A 21,852-nucleotide genomic window follows, 5' to 3' on the forward strand; every position below is an offset into this window, starting at 1 on the left:
GACCCGGGGCTCGGAGCCCGGAAGCGCGCCGTGCCTCAGACGCGCTTGAGGTGCGGCGCCTTCTTGAGGAGCTGCGCCAGGTAGACGTCCGCCACCTTCTCCATGACGGTGTTGCCGCGCAGGCGCTGGTTGAGGTTGACGAAGTCCACCTGGTCCAGCCGCTGGTCCTGGTTGTAGCAGGAGAACACCCACGTCTCCTTGCCGGTGAGCGGGTCCACGTGCCGCTGGAGGCACTGGGCGCAGATCTCCTTCATCATGCACTGCATCGGCGAGTTGATGGAGCCGATGGCCTCGTGGCCGGGCTTGAGGTGCGGCTGGAGCACGCCGTGCCGCGCCTCGGCCACCGCGCGCATCATCCGGTCCGAGCCGATGGCGATGATGCGGTCCACCTCCGCCAGGGAGATGACGGGCGCCGGGCCCAGCTTGTTCTCCGCATAGGCCAGCATGGCCTGCACCACGTTGCCCCGGAACGCCGAGTCCTGCGGGCGCCGCGGCGCAATCGTGTCACCCGTGTCCACGGACCACACAATCTGGTCCGTGCCGGCTTCAATCTCGTCCTGCTTGAAGGAGTCCGACTTCTGCCGGTAGCCGGCGAAGTAGACGACGCGGCAGCCGGCCGCCTTGAGCGAGCGGGCGATGGAGAAGAGCACCGCGTTGCCCAGGCCGCCGCCCACGAGCGCCACCGTCTCGTTGTGGCCGATTTCCGTGGGCGCGCCGGTGGGGCCCATCAGCACCACCTGCTCGCCCGGGGTGAGCGCCGCGCACAGGCGCGAGGACGAGCCCATCTCCAGGACGATGGTGCCCATCAGCCCCTTCTCCTTGTCCACCCACGCGCCGGTGAGGGCCAGGCCCTCCATGGTGAGGCGCATGCCGTCCACCACGGGCGCGTTCCGCTCGAAGTTCTGCAGGCGGTAGAACTGGCCGGGGGAGAAGTGGCTCGCCGCGAAGGGCGCACGGACCACCACTTCCACAATCGTCGGAGTCAGCCGGTTGACGGCGACGACGGTGGCCGTGAAGGCCTCGTCCAGCTTCGCGAAGTGCGCGGCGCGCTGCTCCTCGCGGCGGGCCTGGGCCACCTCGTCGGTGAAGTCCATGGCCGCCACTTCCTTCGCGTACAGGCGAGCCACCTGCGGGTGGCCGTCCTTCGCGCTGGCCATGGCCTTCACCACGTTGCCCGCGTAGGTGGGGTGGTTGTCGCCGTAGAAGGAGATGAGGTGGCCGTCCTTCCGGTACGACGTGAAGAAGCCCGCCTTCGCCGCCGGGTCCTCCTTGGCCTTCACGGGCTTCAGCTCGAAGCCGTCATCGGCCTCCACCAGTTCGTGGCCCTGGAAGTACTCCCCGCGCGCGTCGAGCTGGAAGGTGCCCGGGTATTCCTTCTCGTACGTGACGTTGGGCGACGTGCCGGCGGCGACGCACACCGTGCGCGCGGGCAGCTCGAAGAACTGCCCGCTGCCCTTCAACTTGCCGTCCACCGTCACCTGGCGCTCGAAGCGCAGCGCGCGCACCGCGCCGGACGCGTCCTGCAGTGCCTCCACGGGGCTCATGCGCTCGATGAAGCGGATGCCCTCCTCGAGCGCCTTGGTGACTTCCTCGTGGTTGAGGCGGTAGGCGGGGGACTCGGTGAGGCTGCGGCGGTAGACGAGGCTCACCCCGCCCCAGCCGCGCACCAGCTTGATGAAGTCCGGGTTGCGCCCCTCGGCCTGCGCCTTCTCGCGCTCGGCGCGCACCGCGCGGCCGTGCTCCAGGAAGGTCTGGTAGGAGGCTCGCTCCTCGGCGTCCAGGCGGGCCAGCACGCCCTCCTCGCCGAGGTCCGCCACCAGTCGCTCATGGCGGGCGAGCGTCTTCTCCACCTGCACCGGGTAGTACGCCATCAGCTCGGTGGCGGTGTCGATGCCGGTGAGGCCGCCGCCGATGACGATGGCGGGCAATTGCACCTGGAGGTTGGCCAGCGAGTCCTTCTTGAAGGCGCCGGTGAGCTGCAGCGCCATGAGGAAGTCGCTCGCCTTGCGGATGCCCCGGATGAGGTTGTTCTTCATCCCGATGATGGTGGGGCGCCCCGCGCCGGCGGCGATGGCGATGTGGTCGAAGCCCAGCTCCCACGCGTCTTCAATCGTCAGCGTGCCACCGAAGCGCACGCCGCCGTAGATGCGGAAGCCCTCGCGGCGCGCGAGCGTGAGGTGGATGAGCGTGAGGAAGTTCTTGTCCCAGCGCACGGTGATTCCGTACTCGGACACGCCGCCGAAGCCCTCCAGCACGCGCTCGTCCAGCTCGCTGGTGAGCGCGGACCAGTCGCGGATGGGCCGCAGGGCGCGGCCGTTGCGGCCCACCAGGTCATCCGGGAAGGGCTCGATCTTGAGGCCGTCCACGCCGGTGACGCCGAAGCCCTCGTTGAGCAGGTAGTGGGACAGCGTGTAGCCGGCGGGGCCCAGGCCCACCACCAGCACGTTGCGGCCCACGTAGGGCAGGGCGTACGGGCGGCGGACGTTGAGCGGGTTCCACCGGGTGAGCAGCCCGTAGATTTCGAAGCCCCAGGGCAAGTCCAGCACGTCCGTGAGGGTGGCCGTCTCCGCCAGGGGGATGTTCACCGGCTCCTGCTTCTGGAAGATGCACGCCTTCATGCAGTCATTGCAGATGCGGTGGCCGGTGCCCGGGCACATCGGGTTGTCCAGCGTCACCATGGCCAGCGCGGCCACGGAGTTGCCCTCGCGCTTGAGCAGGTGCGCCTCGGAGATGCGCTCGTCGAGCGGGCACCCGTTGAGCGGAATCCCCAGCGGGTTCTTCTTGTAGCTGTGCCCCTCCGCCACCGGGTCCTTCGCGGGGAAGCCCTTGGAGCACGAGTCCTTCGAGCGCTCGTGGCAGATGACGCAGTAGTCCACCTCGTTCATCACGTCGCGCGAGGTGCCGCGGCGGTCCGTGAGCTTGAAGCCGTCGCGGTGGCGCAGGTGGTGCTCGTCCCCCTCCGTGATTTCGGGCAGCTCCGGGTCCGGGCGCTTCAGCTGGACGAGCTGGTCGAACACCAGCGGCTTGGGAATCCGGTGCGTGGACCACGCGTGGAAGACGTCCTTCGTCTCCGGGTGCAGGGCGCGCGCGTACGTCCAGCGGTCCGCCAGCGACAGGAGCGCGCGGACGGCCTGCAGCTCCGCGGCGTCGTCGCCCTGGGTGACGAGGCTGGAGCCGAAGGCGTCACGCCCTTCCGGGGTGGACACGAGCCCCTCGCGCAGCGCCGCCCATCGGGCGCGCATCGCCTCCGCGCGGGGCTGCAGCTCCGCGGGGAGGCTGCCGGCGAACAGCCGCTCCAGGTCCATCAGCGTGAGGACGGACTCGGCCAGGCCGCGCTCCAAATCGCCCGTGGCCAGCGCCTCCGGGAAGCCGAGCTGCATCAGGAGCCGCATGCGCGCGTCCAGCGAGGGGAACTCGGCCAGCGAGGGGCGGTCCGCGGCGCCCTTCTTGAAAACGCGGCGGGTGATGAACTCGCGCTTGAAGTCGAAGAGGGGCAGCTCGCCCTTGAGGCGGCCGGCCAGGCGCTCGAGCTCCGACTCGAGGCGGAAGAGCTTCGCGACGAAGCGCGACACGTGGCGGGACACGCGCACGAGCAGGTCCGACTCGGCGGGGCCGGTGAGGCTGGTGCCCCCGGATTTGCGGTACGCCTCGTAGCTCTGGAAGAGCTCGGGTTCGTCCTCGGCGAGCTGCGCGTCGAAGCGCTCCATCAGCCGGCGCAGGCCGCGCGGGCGGTAGAGGTCCTCGAAGGTGAAGCCCGGCAGGCCCAGGGTGAGGGTGGGAGCGGAGTCGGAGGGCAGGTCGGTCAAGGCGCGCATATCACTGAAGGTGTGAGAGGAACCTGGGGGAACGGCTCCCGGGCGGGGCCTATTTCGCGGTCAGTCGCCCGGAATGCAAGCGGGCTCAGCACCGCGCGTGAAGGACGGCGATGGGAGCGATTGGCCCGGCTTCGGTTGTAACGCGGCCGGCCGCGCAAGACACCTCGGCCCGCGTCATGTCCGGCGTGAGGCGAGTCCCACCCACCTGCCGTGTTGTGGGGGCCCGCCCTCGGGGATACGGTGCGCCGCCATGACGGAACGCGCCCACCGCCGCCAGGCGGAGCCCCACCTCGCTCCGGTGCCCGACGCCTGCTACCTGTGCAAGGGAGCCCGGCTGCGGATGAAGTTCCCCGCCCGCGGCGGTGGAGAGCCCGAGGGCGCGGCGGCCTACAACTGCACCTCCTTCGGCCACCGGAGCCACCCGCCTATCTGGGAATGCAAGGACTGCGGGATGCTCTTCCAGTGGCCCATGCGCTCGGCGCAGGAGCTGCTGTCGGCGTACCAGGGCGTGGAGGACCCGCTGTATGTGGCGGAGAAGGAGAACCGCTACCACACGTTCCGCAAGGTGGTGCGGGCGCTGGGGCCGCCGCTGGGGCGGACGCTGCTCGACGTGGGCGCCTACTGCGGCTACTTCCTGGACGTGGCGCGCGAGGCCGGCTTCCGCGCGGAGGGGCTGGAGCTGTCGCGCTGGGCGGCGGGGCACGCGCGCTCGCTGGGCTTCACCGTGCACGGGGTTCCGCTGGCGGAGCTGGCGGCGCGGGGCGTCCAGTACGACGTGGTGACGCTGTGGGACGTGGTGGAGCACTTCGCGGACCCGCGCGCCGAGCTGGAGGCCGCGTTCCGGCTGGTGCGCCCCGGCGGCCGCATCTACCTGTCCACCATCGACGCGGGCAGCCTCGTGGCCCGGGTGTTGGGGGGCCAGTGGCCGTGGCTGATGGACATGCACCTGTTCTATTTCGGCCGGCCCACCCTGGCGACGCTGCTGGAAGAAGTGGGCTTCCACGTGAAGGACACGCGGACGTACACGCACATCATCTCCGCGGACTACCTGCTGCGGAAGGTGGGGGCGAGCTTCCGTCCCGCGGCGCCGGCGCTGGAGCTGGCCCGGCGCGTGGTGCCGGGGGCGTGGGCCATTCCGTTCAACCTGGGCGACAACATGCTGATGGCCGCCGAGCGGCCAGCCTGACCTCCACCGTCTATGTCCTCACTTCCGCGGCGGGTGCTCCACCCGCTGGTGCTGCTGGCGTTCTCGCTGCTGTCCGCGTTCCACACCTGGCCGCTGCTGTCGAAGCTGAAGGGCCACGTCGCGGGCGGGCGCGAGGACGTGCTGATGAACATGTGGCACCTCTGGTGGATGCGTCAGGCCACGTGGGTGGAGCCGCAGAACCCCTTCTTCACGCCGCTCTTGCACTGGCCGCTGGGGGCGGAGCTGTACTGGCACACGCTGTCGCCCGCGAAGACGCTGTGGGGCGTGGTGCTGCTGCCCTTCATGCACGTGGAGACGGCCTACAACCTTGTCCTCTTCGGCACCTTCGTGCTGACGGGGTACACGGCGTGGCTGCTGCTGGATTATCTCCTGACGCGTGCGGGCTTCGCTCCCGGGCTGGCGGCGGTGGCCGCGCTGGCGGGCGCGTGCGTGTTCAACTTCTCGCGCTACCACCTCAGCCACTCGATTGCGCACCTCAACCTGTCCGCGCTGGAGGGCATCCCCCTCTACCTGTACTTCTTCCTGCGCTGGCTGGACGAGGGCAAGCGCAAGTGGCTCGTGGGCGTGGCGCTGGCCGCGCTCTACACGCTGCTGTGTGACTATTACTACCTGCTCTACATCGCGCTCTTCTCCTTCCTCTGGGTGGTGGCGGAGCGCTGGCGTCGCGGGCCCCTGCTGTCGCTGGATACGCTGAAGGACCCGGGCATGCGCCGGGCGGGCCTGGCGGCGCTGGCGGCGGGCCTGGCGTGCATACCGCCGGTGGTGCCGCTGCTCCTGCATGCCTTCCCCGCGCCGCTGGCCATCCACCACGGGGACTCCGACTACTTCACCGACCTGTACGCCTTCTTCCTCCCGGACACGCTGTCAGGCTGGGTGGAGTCGATGCCGGACTGGGCCCGGGAATTCTCCGTGGGGGTGGTGCGCGGGAAGATGGCGAGCAACGCGGAGGAGGCGGGCACCTTCCTCGGATGGCTCACGCCGCTGCTGGCCGCCTTCGCGCTCTGGCGCGGCGTGCCTGACGGGCGGCGCTGGGCGGGGCTGGGGCTGGGCTTCGCGGTGCTGTCCATGGGCACGGTGCTGAACATCGGCCTCGCCGACAGGCTGTCTCCGGTGGTGTTGCTGCTCGTCGTGACGCTCGTGGTGGCGTGGGCGCCGGCGTGGCGCGGGCGCTCGTGGCACCGGGACGTGGTGGTGCTGCTGGGCCTGTGCACGCTGCTGTCGTCGCTGACGCCGCTCACCGCCTTCGAGCAGCCGCTGCTGGTGCAGGTGCCCATGCCCTACGTGGTGTTCAAGCACGTGGTGCCGCTGTTCTCCCGCGGCGGCATGCCGGTGCGCTTCGAGCTGCTCACCACGCTGGCGCTGAGCGTCCTCGTCGCCTTCGCGGCGGCGCACCTGGGGCGCATGGTGTCCCAGCGCAACGCGGCGGCGGGTCTGGGCGTGGCGCTGGGCGTGGCGCTGGTGCCGAACGTGGAGTACCTCGGCAAGCCGTTTCCCATGCCGGAGCTGCCGAGGCTGCCGCCCGTGTTCGACGAGATTCGCTTCGCGCCCATGCCGGCGGCCGTCTTCACGGACAACGTGCTGGGGCAGTGGGAGCAGATCTACCACCAGAAGCCGGTGTCCTTCGCGCGCCTGTCACGGCTGCCGGTGCGCGAGGCGGGCATGCTGGAGCAGCGCATCTTCCGCGCGCTGGAAGGACTCAATGGCGTGGCGGGGAAGGTGTCTCCGGAGGAGCGCGAGGAGATGCGCCGCTTCCTGAAGGACAACCACTTCCGCTGGTACGTCACGCACTTCAACCACCCGATGCGGCACCGCTTCGTGGTGGAGGAGCTGGGCGGAGAGCTGGCGTACCAGGACGGCTACGTCACCGTGTACCGCTTCCCGTGACGCTGGCGGGCAGGGACTCCTGCTCCGAGCGCGGCGCGGGGGCGGGGAGGGACAGCCGCTCCAGCCTGCGCCGGAGCTGGAGCAGGCCCCAGAACATGCGCAGCCCGTCCAGGCCGGGGATGACCTTGGAGCCGCCGAAGTCCTCCCAGTCGATGGGGACTTCCAGCGCGCGGGCGCCCTGACGCTTGAGCAGCGCGAGCAGCTCGATGTCCAGCAGCCAGCGCTCCTCGCGCAGTACGTCCAGCAGCGGGCGCAGCAGGGAGGCGCGGATGAGCTTCACGCCACATTGGGTGTCGTAGAAGTGCAGGCCGAAGTTGGCGTCCGTCAGCGTGGCGAAGACGCGCCCCTGCAGATGACGGTGGAGGTTGCGCACCACGCGGCGGCCGGCCATGAGGATGCGCGAGCCGGCAATCACGTCCGTGTCCCGGCCGGCGGCGGAGACCGTCATCTCCACGAGCCGGTGGAGCTCCTCCGCGCTGATGGCGCCGTCCGCGTCCACGAAGCCCAGCCACGTGGCGCCGGGCGAGGCGCCGCGCCAGCCCAGCCGGATGGCCGAGCCCTTGCCCTGGTTGCGCGGGGCGGCCACGTAGGTGAAGCGGTGGTGGGCGCCCTTCGCGGCGAGCCGGGCCCGGGCTTCTTCCACGCACGCACGCTGGAGCGTGGCGTGCTCGGGGCGGCTGCCGTCGTCCACGACGACGAACTCCACCGGCGGGGCGGGGCGCTCCAGGAAGACGCGCGTCAGCTCTCCCACGAAGCGGGGCAGGCGCTGGCCCTCGTTGTAGGCGGGGATGACCACGCTGATGACAGGCTCGTCCACCCGGCCGGTTTGTCATGCGGTAGGCGGGGTCGTCAATGCGAGCCATCGACGCCCGTGCGCGGGCGGCGGCGTCCCCATGGATGGGGAGCCGCGTTGCCCGGCGTGCAGGGGAGCCTGCGCGAGTTCCTCTTCGAGCTCGTCGAGCCGCACCTGGAGGGGGGAGACGGCACGGCGAGGTGACTCCGCACTACTTCCGGCGACCGCGGCGCTTGTCTCCAGCCTTGCGAGGGCGCTGGCCCGCCGGCCCTGTCGAAGGGCCGGGCGTCTCGGGGCGAGCCCGGGGCGTGCCTCCCTGCGCGCGAGGCTGCTGACCCTCTGCGCCCCGGGTGTGGCGAGGCTGGGGGAGCACCTGCGCTTGTGTCGGAGTCGGCTGGGTGCGGCTGGCAGGCGGCGACTTCGACGCGGGCGAGGACTTCGCTCGGGGCGAGGGCCTGGTGGATGGAGCCTCGGTGCGGGCCGGCCTGGAGGACGGAGCGGAACCGAGGGGCGCTCGCGCGGCGGATGCGGAGGGCGGAGCCGGTGCGTGCTTTACCGCCGCGGCCGCCTCGACGGTTCGCGGGGCTCGCTCCGCGGGTGCGGTCGGCTTCGCGGAGGACTCCCTCGCCACCGAGGCAGGCTGCTCGGACGCGGCCTTCGCGATGGCCGGAACGGGCCGGTCATCCCCGGGCGGCCTGCCGCCACCGCTGCCCCGGGCGCGCAGTTCCTCCACCTCGCGCCGCAGGCGAATCACCTCGGCGGAGAGCTGCGCGTACGAGTCGCGCACGTGCCCGTTGAAGACGCGCTGCCTTCCGAGCGCCTCGTTGATGAACACCTGGCACGACTTGCGGAAGGCCCACTTGGCCACCAGCACGAGCTGGCCCGCGCCGCCCCGGTGCGTGTGCAGCGGCAGCGCGCGCGTGGCGTCCGCGTTCTCCTCCAGCGCGTGCAGGTTGAACGTCAGCGGCTCCACCCGGGGCTCCACGCCCTCGGGGGGCACCTCCAGCGGCTCCGACGTGGGGAGGCCGCGCGTGCGCAGGCGCTCCTCGATTCGGGAGATGAGCTCCCGCGCGGGAATGTCGCGTCCCAGCAGCTTCATTGGCGATTCTCCTCGAGGATGCGCTCCAGCTCCTCACGGTAGGCCGCCACCACCTGTGGCCAGCCCTGCTTCTTCACGTACGCCAGGCCCTTCTTCCCCAGGGGCGACCGTTGCTCGCCCACCTCGCGCAGGCCCTTGATGAACGACTCCAGGTCCGTGTACGTCCGGCCCGCCCCGCTGCGCTCCACCTGGCCCACCAGCACGTCCGAGCGCCCGTTCACCAGCACCGGCGTGCCCTGCGCGAAGGCCTCCAGCGTCAGCAGCGACAGGCTCTCGTACCGGGACGGCACCACCACCGCCAGCGCCCCGGCCAGTGCGTCGTGTTTGTCCTGCTCTTCGATGCGGCCCAGGTAGCGCACGCCCTCGCCGGACAGCTCCATGTTGGTGTCGCCCGCGAGCACCAGGTCCGGCGCATCCGCGTACCGCTGCTTCAGCGCCCGGTGGTACTCGAGCAATTCCCCCACGCCCTTGCCCGGCTCCTGCCGCCCCACATAGAGCAGGTAGTGCTTGTGGATGCCGTGCTTCTCGCGGAAGCGCGCGCCGTCCGCCTCGGGCCGGTCCACGCCCACGCCCACCACCCGCGTCCGCGCGTGGTTGGGGAAGTACTTCTCGATGATGGTCAGCTCCTCCGGCGTGAGGCAGAGGAGGGCGCGCGGGCGCTCGAAGACGTCTTTGTACAACCCGAAGCGGACGGGCGACTCGTCGTGCGTGGTGGGCACCAGCAGTGCCCGGTCCGCCACCAGCGGCAGGCCCCACACCGTGGGCGCGTAGAGGTACGTGAAGAACAGGTAGCCGTCGTACGCGTCGCGCCTGGTGGCCAGGTGGTTCAGCAGCCCCGGGCACAGCGGGCCCTGCTCCGCTACCCACTGCTCCTCGCGCAGCCGCTCGTTGGGCTTGTCGAACACCTGCCGCGACAGCCCGTTGAAGCCCCGGATGTTGCGCGCCCGCGTCGACGGGAAGCGCAGCACCTTGATGCCGTCCACCTCATCGGGCCCGGGCGGGAAGACATTCTCCCAGGACAGGTGGTTCTTCGCGCACGTGGTCAGCACCGTGAGGTCCCAGTGCGGGGCCATATGCTCGGCCACCTGCGCGGCCAGCTTCTCCGCGCCGCCCGTCACCTCGCCGTAGCGCTGCACCACCAGCGCCACGCGCGGGCGCTTCGGCACCGTGCGCGGGCGCGGCGCGGGCGGAGCCAGGAACCCGTCCAGCGCGCGGGAGAGGGCGAGCTGCGCGGACGCAGCGGAGAAGTGCTCCAGCCGGCGCATCTGCCCGGCGATGACAGGCTCGCGCAAGGACAGGTCCTCGCTCAGGTCCACCGCGAGCTCGGCCAGGAAGGCGAAGCGCTTCTGGTCGAAGGCCACCCCCGCGCCGCCGAGCGTCTCCGGCACCGCCGCCGCCGCGTATGCCAGCACCGGCACCTCGGCCGACATGGCCTCGATGAGCGGGACGCCGAAGCCCTCGTGCTCGCTCATGGAGACGAAGACGGACGCGGAGCGGTACGCCGCCACGAGCTGCGCGTGGCTCAGCCGCCCCAGGAAGTGCACGCCACTCAGGCCCTTCGCTTCACGCTGGAGCGCCTTGAAGTAGCGGCTGCCCGGCTCGTACCCGCCCACCATCAACAGTCGCGCCTGAGGTCGCAGCCGCAGCAGTTCGCGGTGCAGGGTGATGAGGTCCTCGAAGCGCTTGTGCGGCATCACCCGGCTGACGCCCAGCAGCACCGGGCCGGGGCCGGCGAGCTGTCGCAGCATCTTCGGGTCCGCGTTGTCCCGGCTGAAGCGCTCGGGCTCGATGAACAGCGGCACGGTGTGGACGTTGCGGTAGCCCGCGGTGCGCAGTTCCGCGGTGTTGAAGTCCGACACGCCGATGGCCACGTCCGCGAAGGGCGCCATGGCCGCGAGCTGGGCGCGCCCCGCCACCAGCGCATCCGCCAGCGGCAGGCCCGTGTAGAAGCGCGCGGGGCTGATGTTGTGGAACACCACGCCCCGGCGGCAGGGCAGGTGCATCAGCCGGCTGCTCAGCGGCGAGGCGATGCCGTGGTGATAGAGGACCAGGTCTTCGGGCTCGGGCCGCAGCGCGGAGGCGGGGCTGGCAAGACCCTCCAGGCCCGCGCCCAGCTCGTCCGCGTACAGCGCGCCCGCGTGGCCCATGCGACGCAGCAGCAGTTGGAGGTGCAGCGCGGCCTGCCCGGTGGCGTCGCCGGGGACGAAGCTCGGTATCAACTGGTGGATCGCCATGCGCGCCCTGCCTATCACACGAGTCGTGCTATGAGGCGCACCGTGTCCACCGGCCCCATCGCCTTCGACGCGACGCTCTGGGACGAGCCCACCACCGGCATCGGCCTGTACACCCGTTGTCTTTCCTCCGCCCTGGAAGGCCTGGACGTGCGCCTGGAGAAGGTTGGCGCGCACGGCTCCGGCGAGCACCCCCGCGGCGACGTGGGCCGCACCTCGTGGACGCTCGGCCGGCTGCCCCGGGTGCTCCAGCGCCTGAGCGCGCCGCTCTACCACGCGCACGGCAACTTCAACCTCCCGCTCACCCGCGTGTCAGGCACCGCCTACGTGCTCACGGTGCATGATCTGATTCCGCTGCTGATGCGGGAGACGGTGTCCACCGCGTTCCGCTGGCAGTTCCGCCTGTGGCTGACGCGCAGCGTGTCTCTGGCGGACCGCGTGGTGTGCGTGAGCGAGCGCACCCGGGACGACCTGCTGGCCCGCATTCCCGAGGCCGAGTCGCGCACCGTGGTGGTGCACAACGGCGTGGACCACGTGCACGCGCCGGTGCTGGATGCCATCAGCGTGGACTTCCTGCGCGCGCTGTCACTGCCGAAGGACTACGTGCTCTACGCGGGCTCGCTGGACGTGCGGAAGAACGTGGACCTGGTGCTGGACGCCATGGAGCGGCTGCGCGAGCGCGGTCGGCCGGTGTCGCTGGTGCTGGCGGGGCAGAGCTGGTTCGGCTCGGGCCGGGTGGAGCGGCGCATCGCCCGGATGCGCTCGGAGGGGCATGATCTGCGCTCGCTCGGCTACCAGGCGGACCCGGTGTTCTACGAGCTGATGCGCCGTGCGGCCGTGTTCGTGTTCCCCTCGCGCTACGAGGGCTTCGGCCTGCCGCCGCTGGAGGCGATGCACCTGGGCACGCCCACCATCGTCTCCAACGCGGGCTCGCTCCCGGAGGTCTGCGGCGACGCGGCGCTGGCGGTGCGGCCGGACGACGCGGAGGGGCTCGCGCAGTCCATCGAACGCCTGCTGAAGTCGCCCGAGGAGCGGCGGGCCCTGGCGGAGAAGGGCCGGGCCCGGGCGGCGAGGTTCACCTGGAAGCGGACCGCCGAGGCCACCCTGGCGGCGTACGAGGCCGCGCTCCGGCGTTGAGGCAGTGACGCGGTCCTGGAAACTGGAGGATGCGGATGCGAAGGCTGAGCTGGAGTGGCTTCGTGCTGTTCGGGCTGCTCGCCGGGTGTGCGAGCACGCCGGTGAAGGAGGAGTCGTCGGAGCCCGCGGCGGAGGAGCGCCGGGAGGCGGAGGGTGGCGAGGAGGCGGAGGAGTCCATCAAGGAGACCACCTCCGAGGAGGGCAAGGCGCCCGTGCAGCCCATCGCCGTGACGGCGAATCCGCAGGCGAAGGACCTCATCCGCATCGAGGGCATGCGCATCCTGCGGGGCGTGCTGGACGTGAGCGTGTCCCACGGCGGCGGCTGCAAGGAGCACACGTACGCGCTGGCCTGGGACGGCACCTTCACTCAAGGCACGGACGGCACGCCCGTGGCGAACCTGGTGCTGGTCCACGACGCGCACGAGGACCACTGCAAGGCCATGAAGTACGCGACGCCGCGCTTCGACCTGGCGCCCATCACCCAGGCCTTCCAGCAGAAGTTCGGCAAGGCCACCGGCGCGGTGGACCTGGCCCTGCCGGGACAGGCCACCCTGCGCTACGAGTTCTGAGCGGCGCGCGAGGCGAAGGCCCTACCGCGAGGCGGGGCGGGCCTCGGTGATGCCCTCCGAGAGCAGGTCCTCACGCAGCTTCGTGAGCACCTTGCCGAGCAGATTCAAGCCCCGCCACTTCGACGGGTCCTGGATGCGCGGGTCCTCCGCGCCCAGGCCCACGCCCCAGATGCGGTCCAGGGGACTGGCCTCCACCAGTTCCGTGCCCTTCGTGGCCAGCAGCGCCTTCAGTAGCTCCGCGCTCTGGGTGAACTTCGCGCGGTTGCCCTCATAGACGATGCGCTCCCGCTCGCGCTCCCACGCGGCGGCGTCGAAGTCACGCACCTTGCGGCCCAGGGCCTTGTGCGTCTTCGGAGAGGCGGACTTCAGGATGCTCGCCAGCACCTCCGCGTCCCCGAAGAGGCGCGCCTTGCCCGCCATCATGTACTGCTCCGCGCACATGTAGCGCACGCCCTCCACCATGAAGTCGGACCGGTGCCACTGGGAGAAAGGGGACTCCTCGCGCCAGAAGAAGGTGAACCTGCGCTGCTCGGCTCCGTTCATGTCTCGTGCCTCCCGCTTGGTGTGGAGAATACACCAACGTTCCACGCGCGCGAGCCTGACACGGGCACTACACTGCCGGCACGATGAAGCTCTCCGACGCCCAGGCCCTACTGGAACGCTGCTTCGGCGGCATGGGGGAGGGCGCGCCCCGCCTCCGCGAGCCCGACGACGCGCGCTTCGCGCTCCGCCAGAGCGCCGTCTGGCTGGAGTACCGCTGGTATGCCCATGAGCGCGGGCTCGCCGAGGTGTTCCTCAAGTGGGGCCGCGTCCCGTCAGAGCAGTTTGCCGGGGCGGAGGCGACGGTGCTGCGCACTCACCTGCTCGGCGCCTCGCCGGAGTTGTCCGTGAGGGCGCATCGGGTGCTCGAAGGGGGCACGCCTTCGCGGGATCGCATCCTGGACCTCTTCGGCGACGACGGCGTACGCCGCGAGTGTGTCTCCTTCGGCCGGACGAGCGTCACCGTGGAGCAGTGGGAATCGCCCGGGCCGAGCCCGCTGCTGGAGGACGCGCGCTTCGAGGCGCTCACCGCGACGCTGGAGGACGCGGACTCCACGAACGAGGAGCGCCACGAGGCCGTGCAGCGGCTCGCCGCCGAGCGCAGCCCTCGCGTGGTGGAGGCACTCGTCGCGTTGGTGACACGCCGGCCCTCGCTGATGGCGCTGCGCGTGCTGTCGGAGTGGGGCGAGGTCCGCGCCCGTGTCGCGCTCCAGCGCGACCTGGCCGCGGTGCGTCCCGACAATCCGGCGGACCTGTGGGCCCTCACCGCGCTGGACCGCCGGCTGGAGGCCTGGCAGTCGCTGGTGATGTGAGCCCACGGCTTCACGTCGTTCCGCGCGTCCCCACGCCCAGCCGCTTCATCATCGTGCGCACCGTGCCGCCGGGGTCCTTCGCCGTGCCGCGGCCGACCTCGCCCAGCAGGCGCGCGGCCTCCGCGGCATTGCCACCCGCGCGCCGCAGCGCGGCCTGGAGGGCCATGCGCTCCAGTCGCTCCAACTCGGCGCGCAGGTTCATCGTCCCCGAGGACACGCGGCGCTCCACCTCCTGTGCGGACACCAGCGCGGAGGCACCCACGCGCTCGCGCTGCCACAACCGGCGTGGCAGGTCCGACACGAGCAACTCATCCCCGGCGCGCTTGGCCACCAGCGCGCCGTAGATGACGTTGCGCAGCTCACGCACGTTGCCGGGCCACGGGTATGCGCGCAGCACGTCGAGCGTCTCGGGCGTCGCGCTCCGCACGCGGGGACTGTCGGGCGCCGGCTCCTCGACGGCGTAGTAGCGCTCCATCCAGTGCAGCACGAGCGGCGCCACGTCTTCCTGCCGCTCGCGCAGCGGGGGCAGGTGGATCTGCACCGTGGCGAGGCGCTCGTAGAGGTCCTCGCCGAACAGCCCGCGCTCGATGAGCTGCTTCAAGTCACGGTTGGTCGCCGCCAGGATGCGGAAGTCCACCTTGCGCCATGCGTTCTCTCCCAGGCGCGAGATGACCCGGTCCTCCAGCACCCTCAGCAGCTTCGACTGGAGCGCATGCGGCGTGTCGTCAATCTCGTCCAGCAGCACCGTGCCGCCCTCGGCCGCGGACACCAGACCGTCATATCCGTGCACGGCGCCGGAGAACGCACCCTTCGCGTAGCCGAACAGCTCGCCCTCCATCAGCTCGTTGGGGATGGCCGCGCAGTTGATGGGCACGAAGGTGCGCGAGCGCCGCTCGGACCACTCGTGGATGAGCCGCGCGGCGACCTCCTTGCCCGTCCCCGTCTCCCCCGTGAGGAGCACCGGCATCGACGTGCGAGCGGCCTGCGCGAGCTGGGCGAGCAGCGCCTTCGCCGCCGCGCTGTGCGCGATGAGCGTCCCCGGCACGCGCGGCGCAGGAGTCTCCACCAGGCTCTCCTCGAGCCGGCGCAACAGCCGCGCTTCCCAGTCGCGCGAGCCCTTCCAGAGCACGTCCACGGCGCCCTGTTCCACGGCCAGCCGGAGCGCATCGACGGGCAGCGGCTTCTCGCACAGCCATACCCAGGGCCCCGACTTCGGCGGACCCGCCAACCGTGGCTGCGCCGAGCACACCACCGTCACTCGCGGCTCGGCGCCTCCGAGCCGCCAGCCGGCGTCATTCAAGCGCTGCACCAGGGCCCGCTCCGGGGCCGGGCCCTTCCAGTGGAGAGTCGGCATCCCGCGAATCAAACACGGAAAGCGCATGATTTGAATCATGGTCGGGAATCACCGTTCCAGCAGTTCCGGACACTTGGCCCTGGCAGGGGGCATGCAGTGGATGGGGGCGTCCCGCACTCCCGCGGGCGGCAGGAGAAGGGCCTCATGGAATACATCGTGGTTCTGGCCGTGGTCGGGTTGCTGCTGGGCGTTGGCGCGGTCTACGTGCTCAGCGGCCTGCAGGTCATCGGCGAGGACGAGTCGGGGCTGGTCATCAAGAAGTACGGCGCGCCGCTGCCGCCCGGACGGCTGGTCGCGCTCCAGGGCGAAGCCGGCTACCAGGCGGAGATGCTCCCTCCGGGGTGGCACTTCGGCTACCCGTTCTGGCGCTTCAAGGTGACGCGTGTCCCGGTGGTGAGGGTGCGCCAGGGGCACATCGCGCTCGTCGTCGCCAACGGCGGCGCGCCCATTCCGCCCGGAAACATCCTCGGCTGCGAGGTGGCCTGCGACAACTTCCAGGATGCGCACGCGTTCCTCGACGGCGGCGGGCAGAAGGGCCGGCAGCTCGCGTTCCTCACCGCGGGCACGTACCGCATCAACCCCTCGCTGTTCACCGTCATCACGCCGGAGAACGCGGAGGCGTTCGACATGTCCGAGGAGGACCTCGAAATCTTCAGCGTGGGCCCCGACAAGGTGGGCATCGTGACGACGCTGGATGGCCGGCCGATTCCCGCCGGGGACCTCGCCGGCTCACCGGTGGAAGGGCATGACTCGTTCCAGAGCGCCCAGCGCTTCCTCGACGCGGGCGGCTGCCGCGGCCTCCAGGAGCAGGTGTTGCTGTCGGGCTCGTGGAACCTCAACCCGTGGTTCGTGAAGGTGGAGCAGATTCCCATGACGGAGGTGCCCATCGGCTACGTGGGCGTCGTTGTCAGCTACGTGGGCCGTGAGCACCTGGACGTGTCCGGAGACGAATTCACCCATGGCGACCTCGTGGAGCGCGGGCGCAAGGGCGTGTGGATCGAGCCGCTGCTGCCAGGCAAGCACCCGCTCAACACGCGGGTGATGAAGGTGGAGCTGGTGCCCACGACGAACATCGTCCTCAACTGGGCGCAGCGCACGGAGCAGCACAAGTACGACGAGAAGCTCAGCCCGATTACGGTGCGCTCGCGCGATGGCTTCAGCTTCACGCTCGACGTGTCGCAGATCATCCACATCAGCATGAAGCAGGCGCCGCGCGTGATTTCGCGCGTGGGCTCCATGCAGAACCTGGTCGACCACGTGTTGCAGCCCACGGTGGCCAACTACTTCCGGAACTCCGCGCAGCAGGTGTCGGTCCTGGAGTTCCTCTCCGCGCGCACCGAGCGCCAGCGCGAGGCGTACGAGGCCATCCACGGCGCGCTGGGGGCGTACGACGTGGAGTGCATCGACACGCTCATCGGCGACATCCAGCCGCCCGGCGAGCTGATGAAGACCCAGACGGACCGGAAGATCGCCGAGGAGCTCCAGGTGACGTTCGAGGTGCAGCGCGAGGCCCAGGTCCGGCGCCGCGAGCTGGAGCGCGCGACGGCGGTGGCGAACATGCAGGGTGAGGTGGTGCGCAGCGAGCAGATGGTCGCCATCAGCGAGAAGGGTGCGCTCGCGGCGGCGGAGACGGCCAAGGGCGAGGCGGCCCGCACGCGGCTGCACGCGGACGCGGAGGCGCATGGCCTCAGGCAGCGCGCGGACGCGGAGGCGCACGGCATGCGGCAGCGGGCCGAGGCGGAAGCCGAGTCGAAGCGGCTGCATGGCAGCGCCGAGGCGGATGCGACGCGGCTCGTCGGTGACGCGAAGGCGGAGGCGTACCGCACGGGTGTGGCTGCGCTCGGCGCCCAGGCCTTCACCGCGGTGCAACTGGCCACGGTGCTGGCGCAGCACGGGGTGAAGCTGGTGCCGGAAATCGCGCTCGGGCAGGACGGCGGCGGGGGAGGGCAGGGGCTGCTCGGCGCGCTGATGGCCCGGGTGCTCCAGAACGGGGCGGCGCCGCAGGTGCTGCAACGCCCCGCGAAGCCGCAGGGTGGGAATGGGGTGGAGAACGGCCGCAAGGAGGCGTGATTCTGGACGCGGGGACTCGCAGGGAATGAACGGGAAGCGTCCCCTCCGGTCGGGGGCTGACGCGGAAGGAACGTTCATTCCGGGCGCCTGCTCTCCGAAGGAGGGCGGGGGCCCTCGCGGCTGGAAGGAAGTTGCGAAGCTGAAGGCCGTGCACCTCCACGAGCGCATCCGTGCTGCTCGCGGAGGTGCGCGGCCATTCCGCGGGCCTGATTGATTCCTGGAGGTCGGGTGGTCGAGGCGGCGAGGTTGGAGCTCCTGCGATTGCTCCGGGCGCTTCCGCGTGGCGCGGGGCCCGGCGCGCTGCGCCCCCTTGCCGCGCTGTTCGAGGCGGCGGTCGGCGTGGACGATGACGTCGACCCACGCTTCCGGGACGAGCTCATCCGCGTCCTCGGCCCGGTGATGGCCGAGGACACCCCCGTGACTGTCGAGGATGCGGCGGCGTTCGCAACGGGAGTGGACTCAGCAGCGCTGGTGGCCACGCTGCCCCCGTTGCGTGCGGCAACTGCCCGCGTACGTGGGCTGAAGGCGTGCCTCACGACCGAGGCCTGCGAGGTACTGGCGGACGCCGAGGCCCTCCTTTACGAAGGTCCGACAACACATACCCGACGCGAGCTGGATGTCGCGGTGGGCGCTGTGCGTGCACGCCTCGCGGCCGAGTTGTCCCGGCTCCATGCGCCCGTCACCGTCCTGCCCGAGGATGCACTCCGCGTCGCGCGCTGGATGCTCGGAGCCGGGCCGCCGCCCAGGGGTGCCGCCGTCCTGGAACTGGCCCGCCGCCTGGACGACTTCTGTCGGCGCGCGCCGCTGTCTCCATCAGACCTGGAGGCGCTCCGTGCGCTCGCGGGCAGGGCAGACTCGGAGCGGGACACGCCGGGCTGGCCGCTGCTGCTGGAGCGGCTGCGCACCGTGCGCCCCCGGCTGTTGCCCCGCGCGCCGCTGCCGCCGCTCTACCGGTCCCTGGCCGGAATCCAGGCACGCGCACCCGCCGCACCGGCGTCTCTCGAAGCGCTCTTGCTCGAGTGAGGGCCGCGCACCGCTTCCGGCCCGGCACGCCGTCCGCCAGAGGTCCGCCTCGGCGGCCACGAGGCCGAGACAACACGGAGGGCGCTGGAGCAGCTCGTCCGCGGGGTGGCTCAGCCCTCGTCGTGAATGAACTTGTAGTGCTCGTCCTTCACCCGCTGCCGCCACACCGACTTGACGGTGGGCACGTCCACCAGTCGGTAGCCCTGCTGGAGGAGCTGGAAGGACTGGTAGATGTCCGAGGACCAGTGGGCGAACTCGCCGTCGGGGTACGGGTACTTCGCCAGCACCTCCGTCCTCCCGGCGAAGAGGCCCCCCTGGATGTGGAGGCGCGGCAGTGATTCCGGGAAGCCGAGCTTGGACGGAGGCCCGCTCGCGTAGTGGGAGCCGGTGAGGGCCACCTTGCCGCTCGCGTCGTTCACCAGCGGCTCGAGCATGTCCCACGCCCACGTCGGGTCCAGCATGCGGCCATGGTTGGCGCAGACGTAGAGCAGGAACGGATGCGACGCGGCCTTCACGGCCAGGTTGAGTGCCGGGCCGTAGTAGAGATTGCGCCCCTCGCTCCAGAGGTACTTCGCGGGGAAGACGCCATTGTCGCGCACCGCCTCGGCCAGCCGGGGCTGCGGCTTCTCGCTGTTGTCGACGACGATGAGCTCCGTGTCGAGAACGGGCCGGTACAGGAGGAGCGACGGCATGAGGTCGCGCAGCAGGCGCGTCAGGGCCAGGTCCTCGTTGTGGTACGCGACCATCACCGCCGTGACGCCGACCTTCACGTCCCGGGTCCCAGCTTCACGGCGAGGGCGTAGATGTCCCCGGGCGTGGTGGCCGTATCAATCATCGCGAAGCCGAAGGGCTTCAGCCATTGCTGGAGCTGCTCGCGGTTGACGTTCCGGTAGTACTCACCGGGCCGCAGCGCCTGCCCATCCACCGCCGAGTGCGGCGCGCGCCCGACTCCCGCGGCGGTGAGGATGAGCACCCCTCCCACCTCGAGCATGGCCAGCGCGTTGTGGCAGATGCGCTCGGCCTCCGGCGTGTGCTCCAGCGTCTCCGTGCACACGACGGTGTCGAACTGGCGGAAGGGCTCCGGGCGCCAGGTGGCGGCGTCCCCGATGAAGTCCACGTTCTCACCGGCGGCGATGTCCACGCCGACGTACTCGGAGCCGGGGAACAGGGGCCGGATGGAGCCGGAGTAGGGCCAGTTCCCCGCCACCGTCCGGCTGCCAAGCTCCAGGACCTGCTTGCGAGGCTCGAGCTGCATGACAGCGCGAGCCACGAACTTGTAGGCGCCTTCGTGCATCCCCCAGGAATATCAGAAGGGGGGACACACTGACGACCCGGGCCCCCGTGCTACGAGGCCCGCGCCGGCACCTTGGGACCCAGCACGTCACGCAGCGCGTCCGTCACCGTCAGCTTCGGCGCCCAACCCAGCGCCCGCAGCTTGTCCGGCGCGCCGACGAGGCTCGGGATGTCCGAGGGCCTCAACCGCGCGGGGTCCAGCTCGATTCGCGCATTCACGCCGGCCAGCGTCAGCATCTCCTCTAGCAGGCTGCGGATGGTGCGTCCCTCGCCGCTGCAGATGTTGTACGCCTGCCCGGGCTCGCCCTTCACGAGCAGCAGCCGGTACGCCTCCACCACGTCGCGCACGTGGGAGAAGTCGCGCACCGCTTCCAGGTTGCCCGTGCGGAGCACCGGGTCCACCGTGCCCAGGCCAATCGCGCGAATCTGCGAGGCGAAGGAAGGAACCACGAAGGTAGGGTCCTGCCCCGCGCCCAGGTGGTTGAAGGGCCGGGCCATCACGACTTCCAGCCCGTAGCTGCGGTGGAACTGCACGCCGGCCAGCTCCGCCGCGGACTTGGAGGCCGCGTAGGGGCTCAGGGGGACGGCGGGCGTGGACTCGGAGGCGCGCGTGCCCTCGGGCACCGGGCCGTACACCTCGCCCGAGCCCACCAGCACCACCCGCGTCTTCGGCGCGGTGTCGCGCAGCGCCGTGAGCAGGTGCACCACCCCCATCGTGTTCACCGCGAACACGCGCGAGGGGTTGTTGTGGCTCTTGGCCACCGAGCTGAAGCCCGCCAGGTGGATGACGCCCTCGGGCTTCGCCTCGGCGATGGCGGTCTTCATCGCGGCCTCGTTGGCCACGTCGAAGTGGAGGGCGCTGCTGCTGATGCCCTCCCCGCGCGGCCCGTGGGCCTCGACGACGTCGTCACCGGCGGCGCGCAGCAGGGCGCACAGGTGCCGGCCGACGAAGCCGTCCGCTCCAGTGACGAGGACGCGCATCTACTTCTGCCCCGCCTTCAGCCGCTCCAGGTCGGCGTCCACCATCATCTCCACCAGCTGCTTGAAGCGCACGGTGGGCTCCCAGTCCAACTTCTTCTTCGCCTTGGCGTAGTCGCCGATGAGCAGGTCCACCTCTGCGGGGCGCACGAAGGCCGGGTCGATGTGCACGTACTTCTGGTAGTCCAGGCCCACGCGGCCGAAGGCAATCTCCACCAGCTCGCGCACGGTGTGCGTCTCGTTGGTGGCCACCACGTAGTCGTCCGGCTCCGGCTGCTGGAGCATGCGCCACATGGCGTCCACGTAGTCGCCCGCGAAGCCCCAGTCGCGCTTGGCGTCCAGGTTGCCCATGGGCAGCTTGTCCTGGAGGCCCAGCTTGATGCGCGCGACGTTGTGGGTCACCTTGCGCGTGACGAACTCGAGGCCGCGGCGCGGGGACTCGTGGTTGAAGAGGATGCCGCTCACCGCGAACAGGTTGAAGGACTCGCGGTAGTTCACCGTGATGTGGTGGCCGTACGCCTTGGCCACGCCGTACGGGCTGCGCGGGTAGAAGGGCGTCTCCTCCGTCTGCGGCACCTCCAGCACCTTGCCGAACATCTCGCTGGAGGACGCCTGGTAGAAGCGCACCTGCGGGCGGGTGTGGCGGATGGCCTCCAGCATCTTCGTCACGCCCAGCGCGGTGAACTCACCGGTGAGCACGGGCTGGTTCCAGCTGGTGGGCACGAAGGACTGCGCCGCCAGGTTGTAGACCTCGTCCGGCTTGACCAGGTTCAGGAGCGCCGCGAGCGAGAACTGGTCCAGCAGGTCGCCCTGGTGGAGCTGGATCTTCCCGTGCAGGTGCTGGATGCGCTCGAACTTCTCCTCCGAAGAGCGGCGCACCATGCCGTGAACTTCGTAGCCCTTCGAGAGCAGCAGCTCCGCGAGGTAGCTGCCGTCCTGCCCCGTGATGCCTGTAATCAGTGCGCGCTTGGTCGCCATGGTCTTTTTCTATGTTTGCTGGAGGACGGCGCGTTGTACCCGAGGCAGTCGCCCGTAGCCAACCGTTGC

Annotated in this window: 17 protein-coding genes; 7 read left to right on the forward strand and 10 right to left on the reverse strand. The window is 70.6% G+C overall.

All coding sequences use genetic code 11. The features are described 5' to 3' along the window. Positions 1-35: 35 nt before the first annotated feature. The gene (locus OV427_RS35915) at positions 36-3,815 is read right to left on the reverse strand and encodes an FAD-dependent oxidoreductase (protein WP_267860733.1); all 3,780 of its coding nucleotides are present in this window, start codon (positions 3,813-3,815) and stop codon (positions 36-38) included. Between the two features lie 250 nt (positions 3,816-4,065). Between OV427_RS35915 and OV427_RS35920 the strand changes: the two genes are divergently transcribed. Further along, positions 4,066-5,001: a class I SAM-dependent methyltransferase gene (locus OV427_RS35920; RefSeq protein ID WP_267860734.1), complete on the forward strand. Its 936-nt coding sequence runs from the start codon at positions 4,066-4,068 to the stop codon at positions 4,999-5,001. Positions 5,002-5,013: 12 nt separating this feature from the next. After that, positions 5,014-6,906 carry a hypothetical protein gene (locus OV427_RS35925; protein ID WP_267860735.1) on the forward strand — a complete coding sequence of 631 codons (1,893 nt, stop codon included), beginning with the start codon at positions 5,014-5,016 and terminating at the stop codon, positions 6,904-6,906. Here the strand turns inward: OV427_RS35925 and OV427_RS35930 are convergent. From OV427_RS35930 to OV427_RS35940, 3 genes are all read right to left on the reverse strand, one after another. Continuing rightward, positions 6,884-7,723, reverse strand: coding sequence for a glycosyltransferase (locus tag OV427_RS35930; protein WP_267860736.1), 840 nt, complete (start codon positions 7,721-7,723; stop codon positions 6,884-6,886). The genes OV427_RS35925 and OV427_RS35930 overlap by 23 nt on opposite strands. A 187-nt stretch (positions 7,724-7,910) precedes the next feature. Next, on the reverse strand, positions 7,911-8,798 hold the full coding sequence (locus tag OV427_RS35935; protein ID WP_267860737.1) for a hypothetical protein: 888 nt from the start codon (positions 8,796-8,798) through the stop codon (positions 7,911-7,913). Next, positions 8,795-11,032: a glycosyltransferase family 4 protein gene (locus OV427_RS35940; protein ID WP_267860738.1), complete on the reverse strand. Its 2,238-nt coding sequence runs from the start codon at positions 11,030-11,032 to the stop codon at positions 8,795-8,797. Before OV427_RS35940 ends, OV427_RS35935 begins: the two co-directional genes overlap by 4 nt. Positions 11,033-11,062: 30 nt before the next feature. Between OV427_RS35940 and OV427_RS35945 the strand changes: the two genes are divergently transcribed. Beyond that, entirely contained in the window at positions 11,063-12,166 is a 1,104-nt protein-coding gene (locus tag OV427_RS35945; RefSeq protein ID WP_267860739.1) for a glycosyltransferase family 4 protein, read from the forward strand. Positions 12,167-12,201: 35 nt separating this feature from the next. Beyond that, positions 12,202-12,735 (forward strand): hypothetical protein, encoded by a 534-nt coding sequence (locus tag OV427_RS35950; RefSeq protein WP_267860740.1) that lies wholly within the window; start codon positions 12,202-12,204, stop codon positions 12,733-12,735. A gap of 21 nt (positions 12,736-12,756) precedes the next feature. Here OV427_RS35950 and OV427_RS35955 read toward each other — a convergent pair whose 3' ends face one another. Then, the gene (locus OV427_RS35955) at positions 12,757-13,278 is read right to left on the reverse strand and encodes an NADAR family protein (protein ID WP_267860741.1); all 522 of its coding nucleotides are present in this window, start codon (positions 13,276-13,278) and stop codon (positions 12,757-12,759) included. Positions 13,279-13,361: 83 nt separating this feature from the next. Here OV427_RS35955 and OV427_RS35960 point away from each other — a divergent pair, with 83 nt between their 5' ends. Next, complete coding sequence (locus OV427_RS35960; RefSeq protein ID WP_267860742.1) at positions 13,362-14,087, forward strand: hypothetical protein; 726 nt, start codon at positions 13,362-13,364, stop codon at positions 14,085-14,087. Positions 14,088-14,097: 10 nt separating this feature from the next. Here OV427_RS35960 and OV427_RS35965 read toward each other — a convergent pair whose 3' ends face one another. Then, positions 14,098-15,441, reverse strand: a complete 1,344-nt coding sequence (locus OV427_RS35965) for a sigma 54-interacting transcriptional regulator (protein WP_267860743.1) — start codon at positions 15,439-15,441, stop codon at positions 14,098-14,100. Between the two features lie 144 nt (positions 15,442-15,585). On the opposite strand from OV427_RS35965, the gene OV427_RS35970 reads away from it, so the two are divergent. Together OV427_RS35970 and OV427_RS35975 are read left to right on the forward strand one after the other, a co-directional pair. After that, on the forward strand, positions 15,586-17,511 hold the full coding sequence (locus tag OV427_RS35970; protein WP_267860744.1) for an SPFH domain-containing protein: 1,926 nt from the start codon (positions 15,586-15,588) through the stop codon (positions 17,509-17,511). A 246-nt stretch (positions 17,512-17,757) separates the two neighbouring features. Then, entirely contained in the window at positions 17,758-18,534 is a 777-nt protein-coding gene (locus OV427_RS35975) for a hypothetical protein (protein ID WP_267860745.1), read from the forward strand. 110 nt (positions 18,535-18,644) lie between these two features. On the opposite strand, the gene OV427_RS35980 is transcribed toward OV427_RS35975, so the two are convergent. The 4 genes from OV427_RS35980 to gmd are packed head-to-tail and all read right to left on the reverse strand — an operon-like array spanning position 18,645 to position 21,783. Next, complete coding sequence (locus OV427_RS35980; protein WP_267860746.1) at positions 18,645-19,304, reverse strand: glycosyltransferase family 2 protein; 660 nt, start codon at positions 19,302-19,304, stop codon at positions 18,645-18,647. Next, positions 19,301-19,828: a class I SAM-dependent methyltransferase gene (locus OV427_RS35985; protein WP_267860747.1), complete on the reverse strand. Its 528-nt coding sequence runs from the start codon at positions 19,826-19,828 to the stop codon at positions 19,301-19,303. Before OV427_RS35985 ends, OV427_RS35980 begins: the two co-directional genes overlap by 4 nt. A gap of 50 nt (positions 19,829-19,878) precedes the next feature. Continuing rightward, positions 19,879-20,808 (reverse strand): GDP-mannose 4,6-dehydratase, encoded by a 930-nt coding sequence (locus tag OV427_RS35990; RefSeq protein ID WP_267860748.1) that lies wholly within the window; start codon positions 20,806-20,808, stop codon positions 19,879-19,881. After that, a complete protein-coding gene (gene gmd / locus OV427_RS35995) occupies positions 20,809-21,783 on the reverse strand; it encodes a GDP-mannose 4,6-dehydratase (RefSeq protein ID WP_267860749.1) in 975 nt (324 codons plus the stop codon). Positions 21,784-21,852: the final 69 nt, after the last annotated feature.

It is taken from the genome of Pyxidicoccus sp. MSG2 (assembly GCF_026626705.1).
Classification (GTDB): domain Bacteria; phylum Myxococcota; class Myxococcia; order Myxococcales; family Myxococcaceae; genus Myxococcus.

Bases quoted from the DNA above. Each gene is read 5' to 3' on its own strand.
- OV427_RS35960 (WP_267860742.1), top strand. From the start codon at position 13,362: ATGAAGCTCTCCGACGCCCAGGCCCTACTGGAACGCTGCTTCGGCGGC.
- OV427_RS35970 (WP_267860744.1), top strand. From the start codon at position 15,586: ATGGAATACATCGTGGTTCTGGCCGTGGTCGGGTTGCTGCTGGGCGTT.
- OV427_RS35945 (WP_267860739.1), top strand. From the start codon at position 11,063: ATGAGGCGCACCGTGTCCACCGGCCCCATCGCCTTCGACGCGACGCTC.
- OV427_RS35940 (WP_267860738.1), bottom strand. From the start codon at position 11,032: ATGGCGATCCACCAGTTGATACCGAGCTTCGTCCCCGGCGACGCCACC.
- OV427_RS35920 (WP_267860734.1), top strand. From the start codon at position 4,066: ATGACGGAACGCGCCCACCGCCGCCAGGCGGAGCCCCACCTCGCTCCG.
- gmd (WP_267860749.1), bottom strand. From the start codon at position 21,783: ATGGCGACCAAGCGCGCACTGATTACAGGCATCACGGGGCAGGACGGC.
- OV427_RS35965 (WP_267860743.1), bottom strand. From the start codon at position 15,441: ATGCCGACTCTCCACTGGAAGGGCCCGGCCCCGGAGCGGGCCCTGGTG.
- OV427_RS35985 (WP_267860747.1), bottom strand. From the start codon at position 19,828: ATGCACGAAGGCGCCTACAAGTTCGTGGCTCGCGCTGTCATGCAGCTC.
- OV427_RS35935 (WP_267860737.1), bottom strand. From the start codon at position 8,798: ATGAAGCTGCTGGGACGCGACATTCCCGCGCGGGAGCTCATCTCCCGA.
- OV427_RS35915 (WP_267860733.1), bottom strand. From the start codon at position 3,815: ATGCGCGCCTTGACCGACCTGCCCTCCGACTCCGCTCCCACCCTCACC.
- OV427_RS35955 (WP_267860741.1), bottom strand. From the start codon at position 13,278: ATGAACGGAGCCGAGCAGCGCAGGTTCACCTTCTTCTGGCGCGAGGAG.
- OV427_RS35925 (WP_267860735.1), top strand. From the start codon at position 5,014: ATGTCCTCACTTCCGCGGCGGGTGCTCCACCCGCTGGTGCTGCTGGCG.
- OV427_RS35950 (WP_267860740.1), top strand. From the start codon at position 12,202: ATGCGAAGGCTGAGCTGGAGTGGCTTCGTGCTGTTCGGGCTGCTCGCC.
- OV427_RS35990 (WP_267860748.1), bottom strand. From the start codon at position 20,808: ATGCGCGTCCTCGTCACTGGAGCGGACGGCTTCGTCGGCCGGCACCTG.